Origin of the sequence: Proteiniclasticum sp., assembly GCF_003514505.1 — a bacterium.
Lineage (GTDB): Bacteria > Bacillota > Clostridia > Clostridiales > Clostridiaceae > Proteiniclasticum.
This window is the reverse complement of record NZ_DOPX01000009.1, coordinates 108307-120844: the sequence shown is the minus strand read 5'-3', so window position 1 is coordinate 120844 and position 12538 is coordinate 108307. Positions and strand designations below refer to the sequence as shown.

General features: G+C 43.9%; 8 protein-coding genes. 2 read left to right on the top strand and 6 right to left on the bottom strand.

The genetic code is table 11. The annotated features are described in order from the left end of the window. Window positions 1-32 precede the first annotated feature (32 nt). The 4 genes from DEF30_RS02400 to DEF30_RS02385 all read right to left on the bottom strand — a co-directional run bounded on the left by DEF30_RS02400 (window position 33) and on the right by DEF30_RS02385 (window position 5951). Entirely contained in the window at window positions 33-2456 is a 2424-nt protein-coding gene (locus tag DEF30_RS02400; RefSeq protein ID WP_294096118.1) for a bifunctional diguanylate cyclase/phosphodiesterase, read from the bottom strand. Window positions 2457-2603: 147 nt separating this feature from the next. Then, window positions 2604-3257 (bottom strand): vWA domain-containing protein, encoded by a 654-nt coding sequence (locus tag DEF30_RS02395; protein WP_294096116.1) that lies wholly within the window; start codon window positions 3255-3257, stop codon window positions 2604-2606. 80 nt (window positions 3258-3337) lie between these two features. Continuing rightward, window positions 3338-4357: an O-acetyl-ADP-ribose deacetylase gene (locus DEF30_RS02390; RefSeq protein ID WP_294096115.1), complete on the bottom strand. Its 1020-nt coding sequence runs from the start codon at window positions 4355-4357 to the stop codon at window positions 3338-3340. Between the two features lie 31 nt (window positions 4358-4388). Further along, entirely contained in the window at window positions 4389-5951 is a 1563-nt protein-coding gene (locus tag DEF30_RS02385; protein WP_294096114.1) for a PucR family transcriptional regulator, read from the bottom strand. A 279-nt stretch (window positions 5952-6230) separates the two neighbouring features. Here DEF30_RS02385 and DEF30_RS02380 point away from each other — a divergent pair, with 279 nt between their 5' ends. Together DEF30_RS02380 and DEF30_RS02375 are read left to right on the top strand one after the other, a co-directional pair. Next, on the top strand, window positions 6231-8177 hold the full coding sequence (locus DEF30_RS02380) for an FAD-dependent oxidoreductase (protein ID WP_294096109.1): 1947 nt from the start codon (window positions 6231-6233) through the stop codon (window positions 8175-8177). A gap of 11 nt (window positions 8178-8188) precedes the next feature. After that, window positions 8189-9043 carry an SDR family NAD(P)-dependent oxidoreductase gene (locus tag DEF30_RS02375; protein WP_294096107.1) on the top strand — a complete coding sequence of 285 codons (855 nt, stop codon included), beginning with the start codon at window positions 8189-8191 and terminating at the stop codon, window positions 9041-9043. A 508-nt stretch (window positions 9044-9551) separates the two neighbouring features. On the opposite strand, the gene DEF30_RS02370 is transcribed toward DEF30_RS02375, so the two are convergent. Both DEF30_RS02370 and fdrA read right to left on the bottom strand, forming a co-directional pair. Then, a complete protein-coding gene (locus tag DEF30_RS02370; protein ID WP_294096106.1) occupies window positions 9552-10988 on the bottom strand; it encodes a DUF1116 domain-containing protein in 1437 nt (478 codons plus the stop codon). Between the two features lie 2 nt (window positions 10989-10990). Next, window positions 10991-12538, bottom strand: a complete 1548-nt coding sequence (gene fdrA, locus DEF30_RS02365; protein ID WP_294096104.1) for an acyl-CoA synthetase FdrA — start codon at window positions 12536-12538, stop codon at window positions 10991-10993.

Genomic DNA, 12538 nt, shown 5'->3' with positions numbered 1-12538 from the left:
TTTGCTTCTTGCTGACTACTGATCATCACTCTTTATGAACCTTGGACCCTATTTAAGAACTCCAACAGCATAGCTTCTGTCATGGGTTTTCCATAATAATACCCTTGAACACTGTCGCAGCCTTCCATCTTCAAAAAATCCACTTGCTCTCTGGTTTCTGCCCCTTCTGCCACCGTGAGCAGCCCCAGATTATGAGCCAGGGTAATGATGGTGGACACGATGTCCCTGCTTTTATCATCCTCTTCAATCCCATCCACGAAGGACTTGTCGATTTTTAAGTAATCGATGGGGAAATCCTTAAGATATTTGAGAGAACTGTATCCAGTGCCAAAATCATCAATGGCGACTTTCAGTCCCATCTCTTTAATCTTCTGCAGCTCTTTCAACACTACTTCCGCATGGGAAGCAATGGACTCTGTGATTTCCAGCACCAGCTGGCTGGGTGGAACTTTCTCGTCCTGAATCATTCTTGCTAGGCAAAGTAGAAACTCGGGATGGTAAAACTGATGAGTGGAAATATTCACCGACATTTCCAGCTGATATCCCAACTGATTCCACTTGGCTAAATCTGAAAGAGCTTTCTTTGTCACCCAGTTGCCAAGTTCAATGATAAGACCACTGTCTTCCGCCACTTTGATGAACTGATTGGGTGGAACCGTGCCCAGTTCCTGACTGTGCCATCTGAGAAGGGCTTCCACTCCCGTGATCCTGCCACTTGAAAGCTCCACCTGAGGCTGATACACCAGGGAAAACTCTTCTTTTTTCATGGCTTCTTTCAGCAGAAGCTCCATCCGCAGAGCCTCATCTTCCCTCTCCATGCCTTTTGTTCCATAGAAGGTGGCATGGTTTCTTCCTGTTTTCTTGGAATAATACATAGCGTTGTCTGACTTTTTAAGCAGTGTCTCCAGATCTTCTCCATCTTCCGGATATGTGCTGATTCCAATGCTGGAAGACACGCTGACTTCAGCGTAATGAATGATGAAAGGATCTTTAAAGAGGGCTTGCAGATTCTCAGCAAAGGACTCCACTTCGTTCCGCTCTGTGAATCCATAAAGAAAAATGTATTCATCCCCACCATAACGGTAGAGCTTTGCTCTACGTTCATGGACATGGTAAAGAAGTCTTTGGGACACAGCCTTCAAAAGCTCATCTCCCACTTCATGACCCCAGTTGTCATTGATGGACTTGAAACGGTCCAGATCCAGAACCAGAACGCCAATCCTCGCCTCATCCTCCAGAAGACGCTCAAAATCTTCCATCATAGCTCGCTGATTGGGCAGATGGGTCAGATGATCCTGATAAGCTACCTTTTTCAGGGAACGCTCCATATTCTTCCGGTTGGTGATGTCCTTTCCAATGCAGTGGATGCCTTTCATTTCTCCCCCGATGATGAGAGGCATTACGGTGATATGAAGATGCACCACTTCTTGTTTTCTATTGTACATGGCAGTTTCGTAACGGATGGAGTGACCATTCAGAACCTTGGAGAACTCCTTCAAGGTAAACTGCTGGTACTCTGGCACAATAAAAGGAAGAAAAGGCTTTCCAATGAGTTCTTCTGCGCAGTAGCCCATGAGATCCTCCGTGGCTTTGTTAAGATGCAGAAAGTTCCCTTCCAGATCATAGGTAACCACTGCATCAATGTTGTCCTCAAAAAGAGACCTGTAGCGCTCTTCACTCTCCAACAGCTCAATCTCCATGTCTTTTCTTTTCGAGATATCTTTGGCGATGCCAAAGACTTCCATGACTTCCCCTTCGATGATGACAGGGATGGCGGTAATATCAAGATATCCCACATCGCCAGTTTTACTTACGGAGCGAAGCTCCACCTGGGCTACCTGTTTTTCAAGAACTTTTCTGAAATACTCATTGACCAGTCCATGGTCCAGTTCGTGAATCACTTCAAGATAATGTAGACCGATGATTTCTTCCTTGGATCTTTTAAAATACTCCACCCCTCTAAGGTTCATCTCCCGAAAATATCCTCTGGTATCGATGAGGTAGTGGATGTCTGGGCTCTGTTCAAAAAATGCATCATACTGCAGATGGATTTTATTCAGTTTCTGAAGAAGCCTGTCCTGCTCTCTTTTGTCTTCCAGCAGAAATAAAGACAGCACTTCTCCCTCCTCTTCCCTTATTGGGATAATTCTGGCGGTGACGGACATAAACTTCCCTTCCGCAGTCCTTGTTCTAAGGGGAAAGGTATGTCCACCGTGATGAATGAGCGGGTGCCTGCTCTTTTCTTCCAGCTGGATATTCAGTACATCCAGACAGTTCTTTCTTTCCGGCAGCGTGTCCTTATTTTCCGGAATTTCCAGATAGGAAGAAAAAGCCCGATTTCTTCCGAGAAAAAAGACTTCTTCTTTATTTTTTTCCAATATAAGTGCTGCTGGATAGGGCAGTGCTTGAAGCGCAGTGATGAACTCCTCAAGACTCATTAAATTCTGTTCCTTCATAAGATTAAAATCCTTCCACGTACGGTGTATAAAATACTATTTATATTATACTAGGATAGCATGAAAAAACCTATGATATTCAATAGATGTTCACAAAAAAAAGAGGGAGAAGATGAACCTGCATCTTTCTCCCAAAACCTCATGATTCTATGGTCTTTTTTTTCTCTTCTCAAAGTCTTCCTCAATTTTCTTTTTCCAGTTGGGATCCATCTGGTTGCTGTTTCTCATACTGCTTACGGCTTCACTGATGACCGTATAATTGAGTCTTGTACCTTCCTCGTCGGCATGGTATGTCACTGCACGGTCTCTACTGATTCCATACTGCTCTGCAGCTGCCTCCGCATCGATGTTTGCTCCTAAAAACAGAAACTCCCAACCATACTTTTTCTTTTGTGTTTCAATCATCTTTCTTACTTTTTCCTGGGTATACTCCCTGCTGGCATTCTCATATCCGTCTGTGGTAATGACGAAGAGTACTTTTCCCGGTTTATCTTCCGGTTTTTCACTCTTATGTACCGCGACCATCTCGCTGATGGTGAGTCCTACTGCATCCAGAAGAGCTGTGGAACCTCTTACAAAGTACTCTTTGTCTGTAAGTGGCAAAACTTCTTTCAGTGGCATCATTCTATGGAGCAGCTCATACCGGTCATCAAATAGCACTGTGGTGATTCTTGCCTTTCCTTTTTCTCTCTTCTGCTTTTCAAGAAGAGCATTGTATCCACCGATGGTGTCCTTCTCTAGTCCTGCCATGCTGCCGCTTCTGTCCAGAATGAAGACCAGTTCTGTGTAATTGTTTTTCATGAGTATTTCCTCCCGTATGTTTTGATACTTTTAGCATACAGGACTTCTGAATGGATGGGGTCGCCTCAAAAGCGACATCTTCAGGAAGTGGTGAGTGTCGTTTCCAGGAAGGTGAAGAGCACCTCATTGATCTCAAAGATATTATAGTTCTCCTCTTCGATGAAATAAGAAAGAATGAGATCAAACCTGCTGCTTCTTGAAAGAGCATATCCTGCTCTTCTTAGAAGATCCTCTGTTTCATCCATGGAGAGATAGAGCGCCACCGCCAAAGACAGCACCGTCTTTTTGCTGGGCTGATAGTCTTCATCTTTTCTGATTTTAGAGAACAGTTTTCTGTCCATATTGGCTCGTTTATAAATTTCTGTATCCGTATACCCTTTTTCATCGATGAGCCTTAAAAGCATTCTGCTGAATGTCTCTTCCTTTCTATGGAGAAGCTCCTCCAGTTTTCTGTCCTTTCCTGGAACGCGGATTGCTTCCTCTACCCCCATCACAGGCATATCTTTCATAAGTTCCGTCTGGTAGGCTCTGCTTTGGACTTTTCTGCCCCGACTGAAATATCCTTCTTTTTCCTCCACATAATGGTCATCCACATAGCTTTTTACAGCATCATAAAGGTTTGTGGAAAGAAGGAAGGCTCCCTTATCAAAAAGCACCAGATACACCACTAGATCCTCTTCCATGAGAAATGTCCTGATGGTATCCACCGCTATCCTCATGGCTTCTTTCTTTGGATATCCGTATATCCCTGCAGAAATCAGAGGAAAGGCTATGCTATGGAAACCCTTCTCCTTTGCAATCTGTAAAGAGTTTCTATAGGCGCTTTTTAAAAGCTCCTCTTCTCCATGGGTCCCATCCTGATATCTTGGCCCCACCGTATGGATGATGTATTTTGCTGGAAGATCATATCCTTTGGTAATTTTAGCTTCACCGGTTTTGCATCCTCCCAGGGCTTTGCATTCCTCAAGAAGACCGCTGCCTGCGGCACGATGAATGGCTCCATCCACTCCGCCACCGCCTAAAAGGCTTTCATTGGCTGCATTCACAATGGCATCTACCTTCATTCTGGTGATATCTTCTCTAATCAGTTCTAACGGCATCTTAAATCTCCTCCCTATTACATTTCCCCTCTTAAGTATACGACAAAACTTTATGTTTTGATTCAATACCAGTTGCTAATTGATCAATTCTAAAGGAGATTCTTAATGAAAATCTCTCCACCTCGCTATCTAAAGATATTCCTGTAAGTTCTATAATTCGATTCAATCTATAACTCAGACTGTTCCGATGAATACTCAGCTTTTCTGCTGTAAGCAACATTTGGCTCTCACAGGAAAGATATGTTTCCAGGGTCTTATAGAGTTCTCCCTGAGTATGTCCATCAAAATTCTTCAGTATATCGAGGGCTGGATGCACAAATCTATTCCAAGTGCCTTTTTCTATTTCCAGGAGAAGGACATAGATCATATATTCCTGAAAATAATAAAGATATTTGTTTTCGCCTAGTATCTCTGCAGCTTCCCTGACTCTGGAAATTTCATGAAATGCAACCCTTACTTCTTCTGACTTCTGAATCTTTCTCGAGATGATAATATTCTCTACTCCTTTTAAGGTGAGATCAGAAAGCTTTTTCTCTGTTTTTTCACAAAGCTTGCCTCCTTCCTCTTCTTCGCAGAGGATATAAAGAAGGCCTTCTTCTTCACAAATAAAAGCCATTGGAAAAACCTCTTTCAGCTTTTCTCTCAAATGTCCCTCTGCGGAAAGATCTAAAAGATGTTTTGCAGGAAGGACAGACAAAAGTAGTTTAGGCGTAGTAAAGTGGAGACTATGCATATTCAGTCTATGATCCATATGCTCGCCATTCTCTCCGCGAAGAAGATCTAAAAAAAGAGATTCTTTCTGAGATGCAAAAAGCTGCCCATGATGCTCGGATTTTTTCAAAACTTCACAAAGGACTCCTGCAGACTGCTTTAGTATACGCCTATATCCAGCATCTGTGCCATGAAGGTCTAGAAGAATCACATATGCCACAAGGATCCCTTTATCATAAATCTTGGTGCAAATCTTACGGTTAGGGGAAGCGGTGCAGACGACTTCAAAAGGCTCTGAGCTATTAGGGAATGGAGAAAGCGCTTCAATTTTATGCACCTCTTTGATGAACTCATAACTGCAGTACCCTCGGCCAATGTTTACAGACCAGATGGGATCTGTCACCTCTATCCCCTTTGACCATCCAATGATCTTAAAACCTGCATCTATGACGATGAGGGGGTTTTTCAGCCTCTTTTCCATTTTTCCAAGTACTACATCAAGATTCTCTCCTTTCAGAACATCGGCAACTACTTCTAGTATGAACCGATCTGATTTCAGCTCCATCCACATGAGTTCTTTAACTACCTCATAAATCTCCTTGTAAAGAGAAAGTGGAAAAACACAATAGCTTCTCCCTTCTTTCTTCATCTTTTTAAGAACCGGCCTGAGCATCTCTCTTTGCTCCTCCAAAACAAAGAAAAACACAGCAGCTTTCGTCAGAGACATCTCTTCAGATGCCTTTTCAAAATACAGAGCATTTTCCCTCTCTGCACCTTCTTGATCATATATGACCTCTTCAATGTCTTCTTCCAGAATCCACTCTTCTATTGTTAAAACGTTTGTCTTTCTTCTGATTTCTTCCATTATCTCACTTATTTTCATACTGATCCCTCCTGTAGTTCCATTGTGCTCTTTGCACAATTTGTTCCAACTACTTTCTTACAAAGCTCACATAGATATTGTTTTCATTGATTGTTATTATTGTAACAGATATTGTTATTATTGTCACAATCAGATTTGAGCATGAATTGTAAGATGTTTCACTATTATTAAGCTTGAGTTAATTCTAGACGATCCTCAGTTTTATTAATCAAGTGGACTCTACATCATCAGCTCTCTGATGTGCAAAATGCCAAACAAGCAATCTAAAGGAGGAACAACATGTATTATGAACATCTATTAAGTCCCGGTTCCATAGGTGGACTTTATCTCAAGAACCGTGTGGTCATGCCCGCCATGGGAGTCAATCTAGCCAATACGAATGGAGAAGCTACAGAAGTCATCTCCCGCTACTACGAAGAACGTGCAAAAGGCGGTGTAGGCCTGATCATCACAGAAATCGCCAGAATTGATGAGGAGTATGGTGTCGGTACCCCAAACCAGCTTTCTGTAACAGAAGGAAGACACATCCCTCACCTTGAGCGGATGATTTCTTCCATCCAAAAATATGGTACGAAGGTTTTTATCCAGCTGCATCATCCAGGAAGAGAAACAAAAAGCGCCCTCATTGGTGGAAAACAGATTGTTGCCCCCTCCGAAGTCATGTGCAAAGTCACTGGAGAAATGCCAAGAGCACTGACAACAGAAGAATGTGAATCGCTAGTAAAAAAATTCATCAAAGGGGCAGTTATCGCGAAAACTGCAGGCGCAGACGGTGTGGAAATCCATGCTGCACACGGATATCTTTTGAATCAGTTCTTGTCTCCCTATACCAACCATAGGACTGACAAGTACGGTGGAAGCTTCCACAATCGAATCAGAATTCTCTCTGAAATCATCACAGGCATCAAATATATGTGCGGTACACACTTTCCTGTCTCTGTCAGACTGAGTGCAGATGAGTTTGTAGAAGGAGGGTTACGCCTTCCTGATTCAGTGAAAATTGCTAGAACCCTTGAAAGCTATGGCATAGATGCTCTAAATATCAGTTCAGGAATCTACGAAAGTGCAATCACCATCATTGAACCTGGCTCCTATGCACAAGGCTGGAAAAAACATCTGGCTTCTGAAATCCGAAAAAATGTCAAAATTCCAGTAATCGCAGTCAATAACATAAAAGATCCTGAGACCGCTGAAGCGCTTTTGGAAGAAGGCGTTTGTGACTTTATCGGTATTGCCCGAGGACATCTTGCAGATCCTTACTTTGTTCATAAAGCCTCCACCGGAAGAAGCAATGAAATCCGGAAATGCATCGGCTGCCTCAACTGCTTCGCAGAACTGAACCAGGGCAGACATATTAAATGCACGGTCAATGGTGCACTGGGAAGAGAAGTGGAGTTTAGCTCACTGGAGAAAAACGGTGGCGGAAAAGTAGCTGCAGTCATCGGCGGCGGTCCTGCCGGGATGCAGGCATCGCTTGTCCTTGACAAGAAAGGATACCAGGTGGTTCTTTTTGAGGAAAAGGATCATCTGGGGGGAACATTAAATGTTGCCTATCAGGCCCCTTTAAAGGATAAAGTCAAAGCTATGAATGATGGTCTAATTAGTGAAATCGAAGCAAGCTCTGTAGAAGTCCGATTAGGAAAGAAAGCTTCTGTGGAAGATGTGAAAGCACTAAATCCATCCTGCGTCTTCGTTGCTGTGGGTGCTTCTCCTTCTATACCTCCCATTCCTGGTATTGATAAAGATAACGTTCAGAAAGCAGAAGATGTTCTTCTTGGAAAGGTGAAACCCGTAGGAAGAGTTCTCATCATCGGTTCAGGGCTTACTGGTTTAGAGACCGCCGAAGTCCTTGCAGAGAAAGGACATCCTGTAACTGTAGTAGAAATGCAGAAGGAGATTGGCCCTGGCATCAACCGCACCATTCTTATCGATCTTATGATGCGGTTTAAGAAATTCAATCCTGCACTATTGCCCAATCATAAACTTCTGTCAATATCTGACCAGGGTGTCATGCTTATGAACCAACGGACTTCTCAAGGTATCTTCGTAGAAGCTGACACGATAGTTCTTGCCTTAGGAGTAAGTCCACGTAGGGACCAAGTGGCTGCTTTCAGGCAGTCATTTAATAACGTTCGTGTAATCGGCGATGCCAACCGGGGTGGTAGAATTCAAGAAGCGATCAAAGACGGCTATCAGGAAGCCTTCGCTTTCACCTCTATGGAGTAAAGGAGAAAAAGATGAAAGAGTTTAAAAATAAAGTAGCACTTATAACAGGTGCAGGAAATGGGTTTGGGTTTGAAATTGCCAAAGAATGTGCAGCTAGAGGTATGAAGCTGGCACTAAACGATATCGACAAAAACGACCTGGAAGCGGCTTCCGAGGTTCTTCGTAAAGCCGGGGCAGAGGTTCTCACTTTACACGCAGATGTCACAGTATCCGAAGAAGTAGAAAAGCTCGTAGACAGTACTATTGAGACTTTTGGGCAGATCGACTTTCTTGTCAATAATGCTGGAGTTGCTATATCAGGACCTGTCTGGGAACTACCTCTTCAGGACTGGGAATGGATTGTTTCTGCCAATATCATGAGCCAAGTTTATGCTATGAAAAAGGTCATTCCTCTCATGCTGAAACAGGATACAGAATGCCATATTCTCAATGTAGCCTCCGTGGCAGGCCTTATCACCTCCAATGGGATGCCGGCCTATCATACTACAAAGCATGCCAGTGTGGCACTCACAGAAAGCACCAGCTTCGACCTTCAGGCCATTGGCTCCAAAATAAAACTCTCAGTTTTCTGTCCAGGATTTGTACAAACAGATCTTCACAACTATGAACGTCATCGCCCAGAACGGTTTAATGACAAAAGTGATCCCTACTATCAAAGTCCTTCCTACTTTGCAGGTCTGAAAAGAGCAGAGTTTGTCATCAAAACAGGAATGCCCATTGATTCCATCGGTATGAGTGTACTCACAGCCATAGAGGAAAATCAGTTTTATATTCTGACTCACCCACTCTACAATACCATCATCGGACGTAGAGTGAAGGACATGTTAGAAGGCCGTGGTCCAGATCTTCAGGTGCTGAGAGGTTAGTATCTCCTCTAGAAACCACATATATCTTTAACTAAGGAACACAAACTCTCACTTTAAACACGTCATAAAACTTTTATCCAATACGTTGATTCACCAAAAGAAACACCTTGGTTTTCAAAAAGTTTCTTTTGGTGTTTTTTTCAGATTCTCAGTATTTGCCCTTCAAAAAATCAATCTCACAATATTTGCATAAATATTCATTTCATACAAAATAAGTCTAGGATGTAACCTTTACCTGCTGTATCATAAAAGGGTAAACCCCTGGGAGATGCGTCTTTTCCAATTCCACCTTGAAATCTGATATTCCTTCCCTTGATTTAATTCTTTCGACGCTTCTTCCTATTTTACAGCATGAGTCTCCTGTTTAAGCTAAAACCTTAAGCAGGAGACTTCTTGTTTCACCTGAATATTCCAGTAAAAAAAAAGAACCCCATTCTTTTTCGAAAATCTCCGTTGAAAGAATGGGGTTTTGAAATGAGAGGCATGGTCTATGAGGGAAAAAACGATCTTATGCTTCCAGTTCCTTGATTCTCTTCGCCAGAGCCAGGGCTGCCTTCTTGAAGCACTCCATTGGAGGATTTACAACACCTGCTCCAATCATACCGATACCAGGCTCTTTATGAGCAATGGCAGTATCGATGAGTGGGAGAACACCTGTCTCCAGAACTTTTCTCAGATCAATTCCAGTTGGAATACCCTGGAAGTTCAGGATTGGAATGGTCACATTTGGATTTTCAGTGTTGGTGATTTCACCCATCTTCTTGGTGTAGTTGATGGCGTCATTTACAGTTCCACCAACAAGGGAAACGATGGCTGGGGCTGTGGACATAGCGAATCCGCCAATGCCATAGGTTTCTGTGATGGCGCTGTCTCCGATATCAAGGCCTGAGTCTTCTGGCTTGAATCCTGCAAAGAGAGGTCCTACAACCACCTGAGCGGGTCCAGTGAACCACTGGTTGCCTTCCAGTCCGCTGACACGGATACCGAACTCATATCCATTTCTGGCCATGGTGGTCAAAATGGAGCTGTATTCCACATTGTGGGCAGCGTCCATGGCATTCTTCGCCAGAGCCATCCATGTAGGTCCGGAGAAGTAGTCAGAGGATGCCACGAAGTTGAACACATCCACCTTGTCTTTGGTGGAGAAGCTGGTCTGCACCAGATAAGGGGTCAGTGCCTGAATAAGAAGTGTAGTACCTGCTACGTTTCTGTTATGGCACTCATCTCCCATGTGTAGCGCCTGGGAAAGAAGAAGTCTCAGATCGATTTCTCCTGCAATCTCCATGGCTTCCTTCAGCATTGGTCCAAGTACATCTCTCATCCAGATGAGTCTTTCAATAACACTTTCGTCATTGGCACCCATTCTGAGGATCTTGGAAAGCTGCTCGCTGAGGTTTGTATAGGAAACATTTCCGTAGGTCTTGTTTTCTACGATATGCACGTACATAGAAGGAGAGGTGACTCCTGCCATGGATCCTACCGTGCTGTGCTCGTGGCATGGAGAGAACTCAATCTCTCCAGAAGCTGCCAGTCTCTCTGCATCAGCAATATCTTTTGCCAATCCTTCGAAAACAAGCGCTCCTGTCACCGCACCCTTCATGGCACCACACATGTTTTCCCAAGCCACTGGTGGGCCTGCATGGATGATCATGTTCTTCTTCATTCCTGGAATGACGTTGATCGCCTGATCAAAGCCAATGAGTACAGGTCTGGAAGAAACTACTTTTTCTACCACTTCTTTGTTTGCTGCTTCTATCTTTTCGCGGATTCCTGGAGTATCCAGATAGTCCAGTGCTGCCAGCACTTCTTCATCTCCATCTGCTGGAGGCATGAAATTCACCTGGGATACTTTTACCCCCTGGCTGTTGAGATCTTCTTTGAACATCTCCAGTCCTACGTTGACAACTTCCAGGTCACTGCTGAATAATTCGTTGATTTTTACCATGATTAGTTTTCCTCCTTTGACACGAATCCTCTGGATAAGAGTCCAGTGTTCTCACTGCTGCTGGAAATGGTCACACCTTCTGCCATGAGTCTTTCCACCTGATCATCAAAGACCTGTGGATCCAGCTCAGTTCCTAATACAAATGCTAGAATTTCCAGATGTCTGCCTTCTTTTGCTGCAATGGCCTTTGCTTCCTTGATGGCAGGAAGAGTAGCACCCACTGGGTCCATATGAGCGCCGTATCCAAGGATCATATCAATGGCAATGACGCCAACTTCAGGATCTTTCGCTTCCTTCACAATACGGTCCAGTCTTAAGGATGGGTCAATCATTGGATGAGGTCTTCCCTGTGTGAAGCTGTCATCTCCAAAATCGATGAAGGTATGCTCTTTGCTTACTTCCATAGGTCCGATCTTATAAGCTTCCTTCTTGGAGATGTTGCTGTATACAGGTCCAACAGCTTCTTCTACAAGGTATGCAACTTCCTGGCAGATGGTTCCGCCACAGAAGAGGCCTCTTACATATTTCTGCTCTGGATTCAGCTTAGCTTTGATTTCTTCAATGAGTGGCATATTGAGTGAATGCTTGTTGATGGTTTCTTCTGGAACACCAGACAGAATCACAGCCTTCAGCGCTGCCTGCTTGGTGGTCTTTGCATAAATCGCTCCTGAAGCTTCGATTTCCTTTTGGTCTCCCCCAAGGAAACAGATGACTACAGGCTTCTCGCTCTTCTGTACTTCTGCATAAATCTTGTCTGCAACTTCTTTTGCGGGTGGCTTGGAAACCAGAATGATAATCTTGGTGTCCTCATCTTCCTGAAGTGCTTTGATGCCGTCCAGCATCATGATGCCGCCTACTTCTTTAGACAGGTCTCTTCCGCCAGTTCCGATGAGCTGGGAAACACCGCCGCCAAAGTCATGGATACGAACGCTGACTTCCTGTGCGCCTGTTCCTGAAGCTGCAACGATTCCGATGGATCCGCGTCTTACCTCATTGGCGAAGCAAAGTCCTTTTCCGTTTAATATTGCGGTACCGCAGTCTGGTCCCATGACAAGAAGACCCTTTTCATGCGCTTCTTTCTTCAGTTCAATTTCATCTTCCAGTGTCACGTTGTCACTGAACATCATGACATGAAGTCCTTCCCGGATGGCTTTCTTTGCCACTCTTGCTGCGTAAGCGCCAGGTACGGAAATTACAGCAACCTTAGCATCCTTGTGGTGCTTTACAGCGGCTTCTACACTGCTGTAAGTAAGATCCTTCTCTTCGCCCTGCACTTCTTTTCTCTGCATGACTTCTTCTACTTTTACGAGAAGCTCTTCTGGATCGTAGCCTTCCTCACTCTCGATGACGATCATAAGATCTCCAGGCTTTGCCTCTTCTGCTTCTTTCTGAAGAAGACCTGTGTTCTTTAAAACATCCTTGTTCATGCTGGTGCCCATGGCGATGTTCACCTGCTTGACGCCTTCTACACCATTGGCTTTGGTAGAAAGTGCCATAAGGGATACAGAATCAAAATAAGTGTTCTTTTTGATGATGGTTTTAATTGCCAT